Source organism: Streptomyces sp. CC224B, assembly GCF_030010595.1.
In the GTDB taxonomy this organism is placed as follows: domain Bacteria; phylum Actinomycetota; class Actinomycetes; order Streptomycetales; family Streptomycetaceae; genus Streptomyces; species Streptomyces longispororuber.
On the sequence record NZ_JASCXL010000128.1, the window covers coordinates 1 to 17,030 of the forward strand.

At 65.3% G+C, this 17,030-nt stretch carries 10 protein-coding genes; 4 read left to right on the forward strand and 6 right to left on the reverse strand.

The features are described 5' to 3' along the window. The first annotated feature begins 317 nt into the window (after positions 1–317). On the forward strand, positions 318–3,326 hold the full coding sequence (locus tag QK440_RS34700; RefSeq protein WP_282797235.1) for a DUF499 domain-containing protein: 3,009 nt from the start codon (positions 318–320) through the stop codon (positions 3,324–3,326). A 23-nt stretch (positions 3,327–3,349) separates the two neighbouring features. Here the strand turns inward: QK440_RS34700 and QK440_RS34705 are convergent, their stop codons facing one another. Further along, positions 3,350–3,688 (reverse strand): hypothetical protein, encoded by a 339-nt coding sequence (locus QK440_RS34705; protein WP_282797236.1) that lies wholly within the window; start codon positions 3,686–3,688, stop codon positions 3,350–3,352. Between the two features lie 352 nt (positions 3,689–4,040). Between QK440_RS34705 and QK440_RS34710 the strand changes: the two genes are divergently transcribed. Further along, on the forward strand, positions 4,041–6,746 hold the full coding sequence (locus tag QK440_RS34710) for a DNA methyltransferase (RefSeq protein ID WP_282797237.1): 2,706 nt from the start codon (positions 4,041–4,043) through the stop codon (positions 6,744–6,746). Further along, on the forward strand, positions 6,739–10,341 hold the full coding sequence (locus tag QK440_RS34715; protein WP_282797238.1) for a helicase-related protein: 3,603 nt from the start codon (positions 6,739–6,741) through the stop codon (positions 10,339–10,341). The genes QK440_RS34710 and QK440_RS34715 overlap by 8 nt, the downstream gene beginning before the upstream one ends. A 363-nt stretch (positions 10,342–10,704) precedes the next feature. On the opposite strand, the gene QK440_RS34720 is transcribed toward QK440_RS34715, so the two are convergent. Then, a complete protein-coding gene (locus tag QK440_RS34720) occupies positions 10,705–11,571 on the reverse strand; it encodes a hypothetical protein (protein ID WP_282797239.1) in 867 nt (288 codons plus the stop codon). A gap of 406 nt (positions 11,572–11,977) precedes the next feature. Beyond that, the gene (locus QK440_RS34725; protein WP_282797240.1) at positions 11,978–12,679 is read right to left on the reverse strand and encodes a TetR/AcrR family transcriptional regulator; all 702 of its coding nucleotides are present in this window, start codon (positions 12,677–12,679) and stop codon (positions 11,978–11,980) included. A 288-nt stretch (positions 12,680–12,967) separates the two neighbouring features. Here QK440_RS34725 and QK440_RS34730 point away from each other — a divergent pair, with 288 nt between their 5' ends. After that, complete coding sequence (locus QK440_RS34730; RefSeq protein ID WP_282797241.1) at positions 12,968–13,738, forward strand: hypothetical protein; 771 nt, start codon at positions 12,968–12,970, stop codon at positions 13,736–13,738. 148 nt (positions 13,739–13,886) lie between these two features. Here the strand turns inward: QK440_RS34730 and QK440_RS34735 are convergent, their stop codons facing one another. The 3 genes from QK440_RS34735 to QK440_RS34745 all read right to left on the reverse strand — a co-directional run bounded on the left by QK440_RS34735 (position 13,887) and on the right by QK440_RS34745 (position 16,813). Next, entirely contained in the window at positions 13,887–15,122 is a 1,236-nt protein-coding gene (locus tag QK440_RS34735) for an RICIN domain-containing protein (protein ID WP_282797242.1), read from the reverse strand. Between the two features lie 338 nt (positions 15,123–15,460). After that, positions 15,461–15,691 (reverse strand): hypothetical protein, encoded by a 231-nt coding sequence (locus QK440_RS34740; protein WP_282797243.1) that lies wholly within the window; start codon positions 15,689–15,691, stop codon positions 15,461–15,463. A gap of 237 nt (positions 15,692–15,928) precedes the next feature. After that, on the reverse strand, positions 15,929–16,813 hold the full coding sequence (locus QK440_RS34745) for an alpha/beta hydrolase (protein ID WP_282797244.1): 885 nt from the start codon (positions 16,811–16,813) through the stop codon (positions 15,929–15,931). Between the last annotated feature and the right edge of the window lie 217 nt (positions 16,814–17,030).

The window sequence follows — 17,030 nt, forward strand, 5'->3', positions numbered from 1 at the left end:
CTCGATCCGCGCCCACTGGGCGTCAGTCAACGACACACCCAGACCAACGACCGGATGATCCGAAGGAAACGGCCTAGGCGAGCTGTAGAGCGCGCAACGCGTCCTACTGCCGGATGGGAATCCGCGGCTCGTCCGGCTCAGGCATGCGGCCCCTACGCCGAGCGGCGGGCCCATCAGCCTTCGAGGGAGCCGCGAGGCCGTCTGGACGCGCTGCCTTGCCGTGTCACCGGGCGTCTGTCTGCGGATCAGGACAGATTGGCCTCTTCGCTTTCGACGCTCACGGATACTGTGAGGAGAAGGTGGCGAAGGGGAGAAACGTGGAGAGCTTGTTCCGGGCGGTCGAGCCGCGCGATGACGTGCTGGCTGGCGAACTCACAGAGTCGCGCTTTGCAGCGTCGCTCGAGGAGGTCGTCGCAGGTACGGCCCCGGACACTTATGCTGACGCAGGGCACTTCTTCGCGGCCACCTTCCCATCAGCTGGCCTGAAGTCGTTGCTCAACGAGGTCCTGGGACGTATCGGCGGTGGCAAGCCGGACGGCGCTAGTGTGATCCGTCTGGAGACCAACCTTGGAGGCGGCAAGACCCATAACCTGATCGCGCTGTTTCATGCTGCCCGAGGACGACTCGACGCAGGCCACGCGACAGAGTTCATGGACGCCTCACTCCTCCCGGGCGAGCCTGTGGATCAAGTGGGGGCCTTCGTCGGTACCAGCACCGGCGCGCAGAGTTTCCCTGCGGTCGCTGGCGTCACTCCCCGCACCGTCTGGGGATACTTGGCACTTCAGATCGGTGGGGCTGCTGGGTACGAGTTCGTTCGAGCGGACGATGAGGCGCTCACTGCGCCGGGGTCCGATGCGATCAAGCGGATGCTGGGGGACCGCCCCTCGCTGCTCCTCATCGATGAGATCGCTCGCTACTACCACGTCGCCAAGGGGGTGCGAGTCGGCGAAACAACGCTCGCCAGCCAGACCACAGCCTTCCTGATGGCGCTCATGGAGGCGGTGGATGGTCTGCCCCATGCGGCATTGGTGATCACAACCACCGGGGTGACTGACGCATTCGGCGACGCGACCAGCGACGTGCTTGAGGCCATCAACGAGGCTCGTTCCCTCATGGCGCGCAAGGAGCTAGTCCTCCGCCCCAGTGAGGAACCCGATCTCCCGAAGATCCTCGAGCGTCGTCTCTTCAAACAGCGCGAGAACGGTAGCGCCGCGGCGGACGCAGCTCAGGCGTATGCGGAGGCCGCCGACGCTGCGTATGCCAGTGGCCTGGATCTCCCAGAGGGCATGGTTGGCAGCGGCTGGGCATCAGAGGTTGCGCGAACGTATCCGTTCCATCCCGCCCTCATCCGGATCTTGGACAAGCGTCTGTCTACGATCCCGAACTTCCAGCGCACCCGCGGTGCGCTGCGGCTGCTTGCCCGTGTTGTGCGTCGGCTCTGGGCTCAGCAACCGGATAACACCTACTTGATTCACCCGCACCACATCGATCTCGCGGAACGGGTCATCGCCGAGGAGCTCTCCAGCCGGCTGGAGCGACCGCAGTTCGAGCCTGTGATTCGGGCAGACATCGCATCTCAGGCAGGCGCGGAGTTGTCACACGCTGAGCGGGTCGACGAGCGGATGGGCGCGCCCTACGGGCGGCGCCTTGCAGCTGCGGTCTACCTGTACTCCCTCACGCGTGACGTGCCGGGTGTGCAGCCTCCCGAGCTCTTCGGCGCAACGCTCGTCCCTGGAGACGATCCCAACCTGCTTCAGAAGGCGCTCGATGGTCTCGAGTCCGCCTGTTGGTACCTGCACGCAGATGTGCGCGGGTACCGCTTCTCAACCGAGGCGTCCCTGGTGAAGCTGATCCAGGAGGCCGAGAGCGAAATAAGCGTGACCAAGGCGCGCACCAAGGCCACGAGGATCCTGACCGAACAGTTCCGCGACAGCACGCTCAAGGTCCGACGACACTGGGATGATGCGAAGGTTCCAGACAATGCCGAGGATGCGTGGCTGGTCGTAATGCACTGGGACGACTTCGGTGACCCGCGCGGCGTCGACCCTCACGGCGCCATCCCTCCCAAGATTCAGGAACTGTGGGAGCGCACTCCGTCCGGCGGGGTTCGCGAGTATCGCAATCGACTGGTGGTGCTGGCACCGTCACTGGGCACGCATGATGCGATGGTCCGTGCTGTGAAGACTCACCTCGCCCTCGAAGAGCTTTCCACGAGCGCAGACACGCTGAACGCTCTGACCCCTGAAAAGCGCGGCGAGCTGAAGGACAAGGCCAAGGAATCCGCGCTCATGGCAAGGGTTGCGGTCTGTAACCATGTAAACGCGCTCTATGTGCCTACGAGCCAAGGCCTTGAGGCAGTACAGCTCGATCAGGTCACTACATCATCGGTATGGCCCAACCAGACGGATGCGATCTTGAGTCGTCTCGCTGCAATGGAGAAGACACTTCGCGCCGGCGATAAGGCAATTGACCCGGCACATGTCAAGAGCAAGCTTGGCGACCTGATGAACCGGCCCCAGCCGACTGAAGAGCTGGTCAAGGCATTCGCCAGGCGTCCTGATCTCAAGATGGTATTTGATCGGGCCCAACTGGTCTCCCTGATCAGCGCCGGCGTCCGCAACGGTGTGTGGGAGTACCAAGACCCGGACCGTGGCGACGATGGTTGGGCAACCAAGGAACACCCTGGTGCGAGCATCCGGCTAGCGGCAGATGTGCTCCTGCACCCGCCCGGCTCAGCTCCGGCGCCTGTCGAGCAGGCGTGCCCTCTCTGTGACACCGTCCATCCTGGTCGTGGTTGCCCCGATGAGACACTGAACGGTCCTTCAGGCGGTGGCACCCAGCTGGGCTTCCAATCGGCCAAGCCCACTGTGTTCACCGGCGCCGGCGCGGCCGGCAGCGCCTTTGCACAGGCACGCAGCGCAGCTGCGGATACGCAGCGGAAAAGTCTGTTGGAATTGAAGATCGAGGTTGACCACCTGGGCGCCGGATCGGGTCCTGAGCTGTTGCGACTCCATTCGATCATCCCACCGGCAACCTTGGGAGCCGACCTGACTTACGACGTGGATGTGGTCGTCACTCTAGGCGACGGTCAGATGCACACGGCAAAAGTCTCCTATGTGGGGACACCCAGGGATTACGCTCCGCTCCGAGAAGCTCTCAAGCAGTTGCTTGGGCCGCGTGAGTCCGTGCTCAAGGCTTCAGTGACCGCTGCCTTCGCCGACCCGCTGCCCTTGTCCGGCGACGTGGTGGAACGCTTCGCGCAGGCCGCGCGCGATACTGGTCCGACCAAGTGCAGGATTTCGATGCGCACTGAGAGTGACGGATGAGCCGAGCCGAGCAATACACCTGCCTAATTTCCCGCGATGAGGATGGCCGCATCGTTGCAGTTGATGTCGCCGCAGATGATCTCGACGGCGGCCATCGAGCCATCCATGTAAATGGCGGTCGCGCCACACACATCGCGGCACCCCTCCAGGATGTTCTGCGTAGTGCCGGACTGCGGGGGAGAGACTGGAACGCACCCAAGCCGGTGGTACTCGATCCCATGCTCGGTGCGCACGCAGAGTTGCTGCTCCGTGCTGTGAAGCCACTTCGCCGAACGGACCGGATCATTGACATTGCCGCAGGGGTCGCTGCGATGAGTCGAGAGGAAGCGGCCTACTGGCATGCGCAGGTCCAACATCGTCATGGGCTCAAGGCGCTACGCATCCTCCTTGATGGAGGTAAGCGCAGGTGACTCTGCGCACCGAAAGAGCAGATCAGGGCGCAGCGGACAGATCCGCCGTGCAGACACAGTGGGAGGCCAGACGGTGACCCGGAGCCTTATCGAGCAGTGGTTGCCTTCAGCGTCTATTGGCGCCGAAAGCGTCAGGGAAACCGGGACCTTCACGGCTTTGCCGCCGACTTTCGCGTTGCACGTCTGGTGGGCTCGGCGTCCTCACATTGCCAGCCGCGCGGCTGTGGTTGCTTCTGCGCTACCGGCCTGGCCGACGCCTGGTGAAGCGGAAAGGGACGAGGACTGCGCGCGTGTCCTCGCCGGCTTGCAGAACGAATTTCCCGGCGGAGAGAGAGAATACCATGCGTGGTTCCTGATGTGCTTGGGAATCGCAGGTGATCCCGTTTCTTCACGGAAGGCAATTGCGGCAGCTAAAGAGGTCGGCATTAAGCTTCCAGGGAACGGATATGGATATCCGCGGGCGTTCACGGAAAGTCCAGGCCGCGAGGATCTTGAGCGAATTTCGCGACTTTCTGGGTTGCGCAGCGACACCGGATCCGAGGAAACGACTCTCCTGGATATGTTCTCCGGGGGAGGGAGTATCCCATTTGAGGCCGTGCGATACGGATTCGATACGTACGCCAATGAGTTGAACCCAGTAGCATCCGCGATCCTTGAAGGCACGGTAGCTCTTCCTGCCGATCTCGGGGTCGAATTCACGCAGGTTATTAGCGTCTGGGGCAACCGTTGGGCTGGCCGTGTGCGTAAGAGGCTCGAAGAATTCTATCCCCTGCAGGGTGGGGAAACGGTGGTCGCCTACGTTTGGGCGCACACCGTTCCTTGTCCTACGACCGGTCGCCCAACGCCACTGTCGCCAAACTATTGGCTCGCTCGCCCCGCCTCCGGCCTTAAGGTGGCCGTAGACCTGGAGATCGACCACGAGGAAGGGACAGTCAATCCGAGAATCGTAGAGGGCAGTGCTGCTGCGACTCCTGGAAGCAGAGCCACATATAAGAATGGCACAGCGACCAGTATCTGGACTGGCGAAACATTCTCCGGCGAATATATTCAGGAGATGGCGCAATCAGGGCACCTTGGCCAGCAACTCCTGGCTCTGGCAACCACCCGTAGCGGGGTCAAGGGGCGAAGGTTCCGCGCGCCGACGAGCGATGATCTAGCTGCTGTCCAAGCTGCTGAGAGGGAGCTTGCGGACCGCCTCCCTGGTTGGGAGATCTCCGATCTCGCGCCCACAGATGAGATTCCGGATGGATGGAAGACTTCCGAACCGCGCCGCATGGGGATTACCCGCTGGTCGGACATGTTCACTCCACGGCAGCTGCTGGCAAACCTGACTGCACTCGAAGAGACCCAGAAGATTGTTGCAGAGGCGAGAGAAGAGCTTAGTGAGCCGTACGCGAAGGCGCTTGGACTCTATCTCGCGTTCGCGATCAGTAAGTGCCTGAACTACAACAGCCGGATGAGCGTCTGGCACTCATTGCGCCAAGTTACGGCGAACACATTCAGTCAGCACGACCTCTCATTCAAGATGTCCTTTGCCGAGCTCGATGCGGCGCATTCGCTGCCGGACTGGGCGATTGATCAAATTCGGCGCACTTACGAAGGAACTGCACGCCTCATTTCCGGCGGGGAACGATTCGACTCGTCTCGGGACAGCGGAAAGATTGAGATCATAAGTGGGTCTGCTGCGCAGCTGCCGCTGCAGAGTGGATCCGTAGACCTCATCGTCACCGACCCTCCCTATTCGGATAACGTGATGTATGCGGAGCTGTCCGACTACTTCTACGTGTGGCTTAGGCGAGCGCTCAGGGACACGTGGCCGCAGTTTACCAATCTGGTCTCGACAGACAAGGTTTCCGAGGCCGTGGCCAATCCCTACCTATTCAAGGATATGGCGCCACCTGTTCGACGCGGTCGCAAGAAGTCAGACGTCAAGACGGCGGCTAAACTGGCTGATGACCGATACGAAGAGTTGATGAAGCAGTCGTTTCGTGAGGCCCACCGAGTACTGAAGTCTGACGGCGTGATGACAGTCATGTTCACGCACAAGAAGATTTCTGCCTGGGACACCCTTGGCTCGGCGCTCCTGGATTCTGGCTTCTCTATCAACTCGTCATGGCCAGTCCATACAGAGAGTGAGAACTCTCTTCATCAGGCCAAGAAAAACTCGGCGAAATCTTCAATTTTTCTGGGATGCCGGAAGCGGGTAAATAGCGAACCTGCTTACTGGTCGGATATCCGACGCGATGTGGAGCGAGCTGCAGAAGATGCCGTAACTCGATTTGCTGCGCAGGGGATGACCGGAGTCGACCTCACGATCGCAACGTATGGTCCGGTCCTTTCGGTGCTGTCCGACCGTTGGCCCGTCTACACCGGTGAACTGGATGGTGACGGCAACCCGGAGGTCTTGCGGCCTGACGCGGCGCTCGATTTGGCCCGCGAAAAGGTTGCCTCGCTCAAGAAGCGGGAGCTTCTGGGAGGTCGGGATATTGACTTCGACCGGGTCACTGACTGGTACTTGCTCGCCTGGAGTGACTTCGCTGCTGCGGAATTCCCGTATGACGAAGCACGAAAGCTCTCAATCGCGACTCACCTTGAGCTCGATGATCTTGCTAAGAGGGACAAGGTGGTCAAGGCGTCGAGCGGAAGCGTCACCCTTCTCACGCCGGCACAGCGAGTCACAGCGGGTGCGCTTGACCCGGATGCTGCGGAGCTTGGGACGTGGCTCGATCGGCTGCATGCTCTGATGGCGCTGTACGACTCAGATGGTCTCGGCGCAGCGAAGGCTTGGCTGAACCGCGCAGGTCTGGCTGACGATTCAACCCTCACTGAGGTGGTTCGCGCAGCCCTCTACGCAATTCCTCGCGTGAAAGAGAAGGGTGCTTTTTCCCGGCCGGAGGCGCGGATCCTGGACAGCCTCCGAGCGGCACTGTTCGATCACATTGAGCCGCCAGTGGACGAGGTGGAACCTGTTTTGCAGCACGAGCAGCAGACCTTCGGATTCGATGTCTGACATCAGTCTTACGTCGCCGCCGGGATTGAGGGGCTTGGACCTTAAGCCGGGTTATGACTCCAGCGATCGAGTGCTGGAGGCTTTCTACGTTCCGGCACTGTCACGGTCGGTGCACTACGACCGCTCGGTCGGGTACTTTCGTTCCTCTTCTCTGAGCGTTGCTGCACGCGGTCTGTCCCGCTTCATCAATGGTGGCGGCCGCGTGCGGCTGCTGTGCGGTGCTGAGGTCAGTTCGGGGGACCGGGACGCCCTTCTCGGTCGGGCCGAGATCGGCCCGGCGTTCGCCAAGAAACTCGCGGATGCTTTGGTTACTGAGTCCGAAGTGGATCGACGCCGCCTTGAGGTGCTTGCCTGGCTGGCGAAGGTGGGACGCCTAGATGTACGGATCGCAATCCCAGTTGACCACGATGGGACGCCTCTCGTTGGTGGCAGCATGGACCCGTACTTCCACGAGAAAATCGGGGTCCTGCGGGACATGGCTGGCGATGGCGTCGCCTTCCAGGGGTCGGTAAACGAGTCCGCCCAAGCCTGGACCCGCAACTTCGAGTCGTTTTCTGTTTATCCCTCGTGGACTGAAGCTGCAACGTACTTCAGTCATTGGGCTCTGAAGTTTGAGGAGCATTGGGCTGGCCGCATGGCTGGCTTCAAGGTGTACGCGCTGCCGGATGCCGCGTCAGAGCGCCTGTTGAGCATGGCGCCGGACGTGATGCCGGGGGAGAGGGATCCGGAAGAGCCAGAACCTATTGGCGACGATGCTGCCGTCGCTCGCTTTCTGCAGGTGGCTCCGGCTCTCGTGGGTGCAGAGGCTCTTCCGGTGGCAACGACGGGACTGACGCTCTTCCCGCATCAGCAGCAGGTGGTTGAACGGCTTGCCGGTCTCTACCCCCGCTCCTGGCTACTCGCCGACGAAGTTGGTCTCGGTAAGACGATCTCAGCTGGTATGTCATTGCGCCGGCTCGTGCTGTCGAAGCGCGTGCGACGTGCCCTGATCCTGGCACCCGCGAATGTATGTCGGCAGTGGCAGGACGAGCTCTTCGAGAAGTTCGGCCTATGGGTCCCCCGCCTTGAAGGCGGCAAGATCTTTGGTGCTCACCCTGATGATGTGCGGAGTGTCGTACCAGGAGTGAATCCGTGGGAGTCCGAGCCGGTACTGATCGCCTCCAGCCACCTGGCTCGTCGGCCAGCCGAGCAGGATCGCCTTCTTGCGGCCGGGCCGTATGACCTCGTGATTGTGGATGAGGCGCACCACGCTCGCCGCACTCACATTGATGAGGATGAGTACCGCCCGGGACGCCTGCTCGAACTGCTCGATCGCATCACACAACAGGGGGCGGCCAAGGCGCTCTGGTTGCTCACAGCGACACCGATGCAGGTTGCCCCGATCGAGCTGCGGGACCTGCTCATCCATGTGGGGCTGCAGGGTCCTTTGGCAAACCCGCATGCATTTGAGAAGTATTTCCGTGAAGTGGCCAAGGGTGACGGCCCAAAGGATCGAAAGACGGCCTGGGCATGGCTGGACCAGACGCTGCGCGATACGCCTCGACTACCGCGTACAGCGGCAGAGGAAGCGGTCCTCCAGGGGATCCGTAGCCAAGTGGGACCGGTAGCAGCGGCCCGCATCGAGAAGTTCGGCACGGGAGACCTATCTGGGGAGGAGATTGCCCAGGAGCTGACGCCCAGCGGACTGGCCGCGCTGCGGGAGTGGCTTTCTCTGCTCAGTCCTGTCGGTCAGTTCGTCACCCGCCATAGTCGTGAGACGTTGAAGATGTATCGCGACCGCGGGCTTCTTACGGAGAACCTTGCTGATCGGGACACCCAGCCGGTTGTGGTGCCCTTCACCCAAGAGGAGCAGGAACTCTACGACGAGCTGGACGACCTCATTGACCGGCTCATGTCTGCGCATGGAAGCAAGCGTGGCGCCGGCTTTGTATTGACCGTATACCGCCGTCGGCTGACCTCGTCCTGGGCAGCGATCCAGGCGACGTTGACCAAGCGACTCAACCGCGAGGCCCTGGCGCTCGACGATGATCAAGCGGCAGAAGACTTCGAGGAGGCGTGGAGCGATGCTGCACTCGAGACCGGAGACGGGCACCAGGTCAACGACTCTCAGGCACTGCCACTGACGCCGACGGATATAGAGGACATCCGGGGATACATCGGCCGGATGAAGAATGTGCCGGACTCGAAATTTGACCGGTTGCGCTCCGATTTGGACGCTGCCCGTGGGCGAGGGCATTCAACTATCGTCTTCACCCAGTACACAGACACGCTTCTGAGCCTCCGTGACAGGCTTGTCGGAGCCTACAGATCACAGCTGGCCACGTTCACCGGACAGGGCGGGCAGGTCTTCCGTGATCACGAAGGCTGGGTTGACATCTCCAAGCGTGACCTTGTCGACGCTGTGCGTTCCGGCCGTGTGACCGTTCTGCTAGCCAACGACGCGGCCAGTGAGGGGCTCAACCTCCAGGCGTGCAGCTTCCTCATCAATTACGACATGCCGTGGAACCCGATGCGGGTCGAACAGCGCATCGGCCGCGTGGATCGTCTCGGGCAAGCGCGCGATGTGGTCCACATCCGAAGCTACTTTGTACCCAACACCGTTGAGCAAGACGTCTACGCCGCTCTTGCCGGACGGATCGACGATTTTCGCCAGCTGCTCGGTCAGCTTCAGCCCATTCTCGGTGCCACCGAGCGCGCATTTCAGGCGATCTTCAAGGCGCCCAGGAGCGAGAGGGCATCGGCTCAGCAACAGGCGATCCGCGATCTGGTCGACCAGATCGACATCGTGCGACAGGAAGGTGTCGGCTTCGGCGCGGAGGATGCGATGCCGCTGCCCGAGCACGCTCCCTCCCCCGTTGCCTTGGAGGACCTCCGTGAAGTCCTCTTCGAACGCTTCGGTGCTGTTCTCGACAAGGCCGGCCGCCCCGTCACGTCTGACCCCGCGCGGGCATCGCGTGATGGGGAGAGTTGGACAGCTCTGGCGACGTATGGCCACCCAGCCCTGTCCGAGGCGCTTGCCCGTAGGGCGGGGGAAAATCTTTCCGACGACAGCGCGCTGGTCATCACCGGTGACGGGGCATGGCCGAGTGTTGCTGTACGGGCTGACCGCACTCCGCCCACTGTGGTGCAAGGGCTGAAGGACATTGACGACCTCGGAGCGGCGGCCGCACGCGGTGAGGCTGAAGAGACAGCCAACACCATTCGGATCGAAGCTATTGGAAGGCAACGGTCGTACGAAAGCGCCCTCACCGACACTCGCCGGCAACAGGCGTTGGAGGGCATCCGAGCGAAGTTCATCGTCCTTGTTCACGAGGCGCTGGCCGCTGGTTGTGCGGCAGCGCGATACGAGAGTGGTGCCAACGTTGACCCGCTGACCGTCTGGCATGCCCTGAACACCGATAGAACATCGATGTGGGGTTACGCGGAAGCGATGCGCGGCAAGTTGAACGTGCCGCTTGCCCGACTGATTCCCGCCCGCCTGGGCACTCAGAGGGAACCGATCTCGACAGAGACCTGGGACGAACTGCGTCGCAAACTCGGGCTCGAGCTGGGTGGGTTGATGACCTTGATGCGGGCCACGTTTCTTGGGCTGTGAGGGAAGGTATGGCGTGGCATCGCTGTGGGCAGTGGGTGTGCGCGCTGATCGCCCGACCAGTCGACCCGAGCTCGCGCGACCTCTGTTGGGTAGGCTGAGGCAAGGAAGGCAGGCTGCTCGCTACGGTTCGGCAGATGGTGCCCGGGGCATCGTGCCCTGATGCCGATAGCGTGAGCGGTGCGTGAGCGGACGGGATGGCATAGGACGGATTGGGCGGCACGCGGGGGCCGAGCCGTATCTGCCTGACCTGGGGAAACGGGATTGAGCGGCAACGTCCAGCACCGGCCGGGATGATCTTGCGGGCCCTCGTAATGCGTAGGTCTCGGGTTCGAATCCCGAAGGCGGCTCCACTGGGACCCCAGGTCAGATCTCCTCTGGCCTGGGGTTTTGTTGTTGACGAGTGCGATTGTGACGTCGGGCGAGCCTCACACGGGTGCCAGAGGTCTCAGTTCTGGTCGCAGTCGACATCGCGAGCGGGGGTGGCGTGCTCAGTGCCGTACGGGCTGCACGTGTGAACCGCTCTCGGTCGATTTCATGCTGCTCCCGGTTCAGGATGAGTTCAGCTCCCGCCGGGAATGCTTGCTCCGATGCTGCAGCGAGTCGCTCGATGTTCTCTGTAAGGGCATCACGAGCGGCGCCGGAGACCTGACGGTATCGCTGCATGCTCTCCATCGCTGCACGGAGCACTGGGTGCCCATCCAGTTCACGCAGGTCTCGTCCTTGTTCCCGATACGAGGTTACGAGGTTTGTGAGGTCTCGATTCCGGTGCTGGAACTCTGCTCCCACCTCAGCTATCGCTTCTTGGACCTCTGCGGCGAGTCGACCAGCGATCGCTACGTCTCGCTCCATTGTCTTAGCTAGGGACTCAGCGGCACGCGTGACGTCCGAGGGGCCGAGGATTGCGATGCGTCGTGCTCGCTCAGCCATGCGGACTGCAGCCACTCGAAGGGCTTCCAGCTCTGCTGAATCGGGAGAGTTGGTGCCAGTAGACGTCTGGGTGATACGCAAGCACTCATCCCAGGCTCCAAGGAAGCTCTCGTACGCGGTCATGCGCTCTTGTCGCATCCAGTGGCCGTGCTCGACGGCGCCTTGATCCTGCACCTGCCGTCGAACAGCCTCGGCGTTCTTCTCCGCACCAAATCTGGCTGCTCGCGCCCCAACAAGTGCACCCCAGCCGGTTGCTGCAAGCCCGATGACGGCGATTGCGAGAGGAATCACGAAGTCCTTCACGGCGGTACATCATGGCTTTCAGTCGATGGACTGGGAAGCCCTCTAACCGCCCGCTGCTACTGACGCTGGACGAAAGACGATCTCGCCCCGGGGCATCGTTCAGCGGATGCCACGCCGCCGCCGAGGCCGCGCCGCTTTGGTGCCGGCCGTCTCAGTCCTGGTCGCGGGTTTGTCGGGGGTGGGCTGGAGGCCAGGTGCGAAGAACTCGCCCATGTGCCGCATCGCGTCCTTCGAAAGGTGGGTCCCGGACACCCCGGTACCAAGAGCGAATGACCAGTAATGCGTAGGTCTCGGGTTCGAATCCCGAAGGCGGCTCCACTTGGACCCCAGGTTAGAACTACTCTGACCTGGGGTTTTTCGTTGCCCCGGGGGCCCCGGTGGGGGCCAGGGCTGGGGGGTGGGCTTCTCAGGTGTTGGTCGGGGGTGTGTGGCCCAGCCAGGTCGTCATGTCGTCCAGCTCGTCCCGGTACAGCCGTTCCGGGGTCGTGATCTGCGGGCGGAGCAAGCCGTCGATCTCCAGGGTGACCAGGCCGTGCAGGCGGCCCCAGAGGCGGAGGGAGCGGGCCAGGGTCGTGGGGGTCAGGGTGGGGAAGGCGGACCGGGCCACCTCGGTGAAGTGCGGGGCGAAGTCGTCCCAGGTGTAGGGGGGTTCACCGGCCGGTGGCTGCGCGGTGGCCGCGACCTCCACGATGCCCAGGCACAGTTCGTACTCCGCCTCCGTGGCGTCCGGCGTCCGCGCGTGCGGGCTGCGGCCGCTGAAGAGGAGCCGGAACTCCTGCGGGTGTCCGAGAGCCCACTCGCGGTAGGCCAGTCCATGGGCGACGGCGCGTTCCGCAGGGGTCCGCGCCCCCTCGCGGGCGGTGCGCAAGTGCGCGGCGAGCGCGCGGTACGCGTCGGCGGCGAGCGCCGCGAGGAGGGCCTCGCGAGTGTCGAAGTAGGTGTAGAAGGTGCCTGGCGCCATGCCCATGTCGCGGGCGATGCCGCGCAGCGCGACGGCGTCGGCGCCGCCTTCCACCAGGTGTTTCAGCGCTGTCGCCTTGATCTCGGCGGTCGTCTGCGCACGGTGCCGCTGCCGGCGGCTGGCGCCCCCTGAGCCTGCGTCGCTCACGTGCCCGCCGTGCCTTCCGTCGCGCCGCCCATGTGCCCGTCGTCTCCTGCCCTCGCCCGGCCTGTCCCGTCGCGCTCCATGGTACGGCGGACAAAGATTGAACAGCGTTTGGAGTTTGGTCGGTGTTCGGATTACTGTCGTCGTGCGGCGCGCAGTGAGGCGAGTGGGCACCAGTAGCGTCCAGGCGTCAGCAACGCCCCGGCAGCGCCACAGCGCCGAGCGCCGAAGCGCCGAGCACCGAAGCGCCGGAAGCACCGGCGCCAGCAGCAGCACCGAAGGAGCAGCGCCATGACCACGCACCCGTACGGGCCCGGTCCCCTCAAGGGCTACGGCGTCGGGCCGATCCCCATGGAGGCCGCGTTCACGTCCGACTTCGCGCTCGCGGCGGGCGTCGGCGTGCAGGACATCGTCGACAAGCAGGAGGTCGAGCGGCGGGTCATGGACGAGCGGCCCGGCATGTACGCGAAGTACATGCCGAGCCGGATCGACGCGGTGACCGGCACGCACCTCACCGGCGGGCGGTACCTCTTCGAGACGTGGGCGGACGTGCTCGACTACGAGCGGTTCACGAGCCAGGAGTTGGAGTTCGAGCCGGGGGTGCGGTTCTGGGAACGTCCGTTCTTCCTGGGGGTGGAGCGGTACGTGTGGCGGGTCGCGGGGGCCCACCACTTCACGCCGCTCGACGACCATCACGTGAGCCGCTTCGAGCGGTTCCGGTACGCGTACGAGGGGGACGCCGGAGCCGTGCTCGGCCGGGTCTGGCCGGCGCTGCGGGACGAGGCCGGGGCCCGGGGCCTCGGCGGGGCGTGGCTGTTGTGGCAGCCCGAGCACCGGCTGGTCGGGCTGCACACCATCGCTTCCCGGGACCACGACCTGGAGGGTGCGCCGTCGCTCGGCGCGCTGCTGCCCGCCCCGCTGGGGGCCGCGCCCGTCTTCGACCGGGTCAGCGCCACGCTCGCGCTGTGGCTGCCCAGGTCCCGTCGCGCGGGCGGCGTGCCGTCGGCGTACCCGATGTCCCCGCCGCTGCCCCTGCCGACGGTGGCCCCGCAGGAGGTGTGACCCGCCCCGCACTGGGCGATCGGGTGGCCATGCGGCCGGGGGCGAGGTGGCCTGATGACCGGGTGGTGTGGTGGCCGGGTGGCCGCGTGGCCACCCGGCCCGGCTGTCGGCCCGGCCGCCGCCGGGCCCCGCCCCGTCCTCGCGGGCCCTACATCCACACCCCGTTGAGGAAGGGATAGGCGTCGGCGAGTTTCGTCGCGTCCTGGATGAGGCGGCCCTCGCTGACGACCACGAACTCGTCGCCCTTGACGAGGAAGTAGTGCATCTCGTCGTCCACGGCGGTGGAGGTGGCGGTGTCCAGGCCGGAGCGGAACGCCTCCGGTGTGTGCTTCAGGGGGAAGTCCCGGCCGCGGCTGAAGTCGTCGGCCGGGGCGCGCACGACCTGGTCGCCCAGGAACAGCACGACGGTCTCGCCCTGGGCGTCGCCGATGGTCGCGGCGTCGATGTGCGTCTTCTCGCGCGGGGCGAGGATCGCGTCCAGGCGGCGCGGGGCCGTGCTGGCCGACCGCTCCGAGAACTCCCAGATCGTGTCGGTCAGGATGGCCGCGTGCGTGTGGCCGCTGCCCCTGCGGGCCGTCATGACGTCGTCGTAGTGCTCGGGGAAGCCGCGCGGCGGGCGCGTGAACTGTTCCGTGATCTTCTTCGGGCCGGACTCGATGCCGTGCCGCTGCGAGAAGCGGATGAACTCGTCCCCGCGGAAGCCGTCGAACCGCAGATACGGCGCCTTGGGGTCCGTCACCACCTTCGCCATTGTCTCGAAGACGCCACCGCCCGCGTCGAGGACGCCCTTCGCCGCCCCGGTCAGTCCGCTGACGACCGTGCCGAGCACGCCGCCGCCGGTGCCGGAGACCACGGACGCCGTCAGCGCGTCGAAGCCCTTCGTCTGGCCCAGCGCAGGGACGCGTTCCAGGCGCCACACCTGGGTGCCCCGGTCCACGCCCGTCCGCGGCTCCGCCTGCTCCAGCTCGGCGTTCACCTCCCGGCGGCCGCCCCGCACCGCGAGGTGCTTGCCGCTGTTCACGTTGACGATCGCGTACGTGTCCTCGTCGGCCCCGGCCGTCTCCTGCGGCCGCCAGAGCTGCGAGGCCAGCAGGTCGTCCCGCGACTCCGCCGGGCACTGCTGCACCGCGGCGCCCGCGCGGCCGCGGTTCGCCATGATGTCCATCCGGAACGTGCTCAGGACGTTCTGGATCGTCCACGCGCCGTCGCGCGCGCTGTGCGGCCGCAGGTGCCACAACTGGCCGTGCCGTGCCGGGCCTTCGCCGCGCAGCTCCTCCAGCACGACCTTCGCGCCCTGCTTCTCCCCGGCCCCGGGCTGCACGGTCGCGTACAGCCCGCTCGCTTCGTTCTTGAAGAGGTAGATGCCCTCGGACAGTGCTGTCACGTCAGCCTCCCGGAAGTGGGGCATGGGAACGCACCGGTGGTGCGTCGCGGCCACAGCCTAGAAGCGGGTGCCGTGATCCCGATACGGCCTGATTTCAGACGTTATTAACCCCTCAACCATGAGGCGCCCTTCCGCTTCCGCGCAGGTGGGGGCCGTGCCCTAAGGGAGCGGCACGTGGGGAGCGGTACGTCCCTTCGGGCGCGCCACCGCGGTGGCAGTCCGAGCTGACCTGGCAGTCTGTTCGAATATCCCCCCGGACGGCCGGAAGCGGACGGCCTCCGTTCTCTCGGGCCCGGCCGCGGCGGCGTACGCGAGGGACAGGGGCGCCCGGCCCCGCTCTACCAGTCGCCCCCGTACCGCTCCGCCTTCGCCCGCAGCCAGGCCGTCAGCTCCGCGCGCTCCTGGTGGTCGGCGGGGCGCAAGTCGTCGGCCCGTACCGTCGCCACGAAGTGGACGAACCGGACGCGGCGGTACTCGCCGTCGACGCCGAGCACCTTGCCGGGGCCGTAGATGTCCGTAGTGGCGTGCGCGACGAAGGCGTCGCGGTCGTGGGGGGTTACCGCTTCCATGACGAGGGCCTTTCGCTGTGCGTGTTGTCCCGATTACAGAGTGCGGTCGGCATCGCCTTGCCCGCTAGTAGGCGGTGGCTGACAACTCCTACGCCAGGGAGGGGGCCCCGACACGGCGTTCGAAACCACTCCGGCTCCCGCCGTCGGTACGCCGCTCACCCGGAAGCGCGCCGTCCGTGCTCCGGCAGTACGGCAGTACGGCTGTACGGCAGTACTGCCGGGAGGGGGCAGCCCCGGTCAGCGGCGCAGCAGGTCCCGCAGCGCGGCCGTGACCGTCGCCGGGGACTCCTCGGCCATGAAGTGCCCGCAGGACACGGTCCGGTGGACCAGGTCCGGGGCCCACGCGCGCCACCGGGCCGCCGCGTCGAAGCCGAGGGCCGCGCCCCAGTCCTGCTGGAGGACCGTCACCGGCATCCGCAGCACGGTGCCCGCGCGGCGGTCGGCCGTGTCGTGCTCGACGTCCGCGAAGGCCGAGGCGCGGTAGTCCGCCACGATCGACGGCACGGCGTCCCGGCAGGCCGCCAGGTAGGCCGCCCGGACGTCGGCGGGGATCGCGTCCCGGTCCCGCGTCCACAGGTCCAGGAAGTGGCCGAAGAAGCCGTCCGGGTCCGCCCCGATCATCCGCTCCGGGAGGCCGGGCGGCTGCGCCATCAGGTACAGGTGGAAGCCGACGGCCGCGGACGTGCCGCGCATCACCTCCCACATGTCGAGGGTGGGCAGCACGTCGAGCGAGGCGAGGTGCGTGACCGCGTCCGGGTGGTCGAGGCCCGCCCGGATCGCCACCAGCGCGCCCCGGTCGTGGCCCGCGAGCGCGAACCGCTCGTGCCCGAGCGCCCGGGCCAGCGCCACGACGTCGGCCGCCATGGTCCGCTTCGCGTAGGTCAGGCCGTCCGGCGCCTCGGCCGGTTTGTCGCTGGCGCCGTAGCCGCGCAGGTCGGGACAGATGACGGTGTGGTCGGCGGCGAGGTCCCGGGCCACGTGGCGCCACATGAGACGGGTCTGGGGGAAGCCGTGCAGCAGGACGACGGGGCTGCCGTCCGGGTCGCCGCCGACGACCGCGCTCAGCTCGACGCCGTCGGCGACGGGGACGCGGTGGTGGGTGAAGTCAGCGAAGGAAGTCATGGGGTCAGCGTGCGGGGCGCGGATCAGCGGTGGATCAGCAGCGGATTCGCGGTGGTTTCCCTCCGTGATGGTTCCCCTCCGGGGTGGGCCCGCTGCGTGGTGGGCCCGCTGCGTGGTGGTTCCCGTCCGTGGTGGGTCCGCTCCGCGGTGGTTCCGCTTCGTGGTGGTTCTGTGGTCGTCCCGCTTCGCGGTGGTTCCGTGGGTGGGGCAGCAAGGG

Bases quoted from the DNA above. Each gene is read 5' to 3' on its own strand.
- QK440_RS34740 (WP_282797243.1), bottom strand. From the start codon at position 15,691: ATGGAAGCGGTAACCCCCCACGACCGCGACGCCTTCGTCGCGCACGCC.
- QK440_RS34705 (WP_282797236.1), bottom strand. From the start codon at position 3,688: ATGACGATGTTGGACCTGCGCATGCCAGTAGGCCGCTTCCTCTCGACT.
- QK440_RS34730 (WP_282797241.1), top strand. From the start codon at position 12,968: ATGACCACGCACCCGTACGGGCCCGGTCCCCTCAAGGGCTACGGCGTC.
- QK440_RS34715 (WP_282797238.1), top strand. From the start codon at position 6,739: ATGTCTGACATCAGTCTTACGTCGCCGCCGGGATTGAGGGGCTTGGAC.
- QK440_RS34745 (WP_282797244.1), bottom strand. From the start codon at position 16,813: ATGACTTCCTTCGCTGACTTCACCCACCACCGCGTCCCCGTCGCCGAC.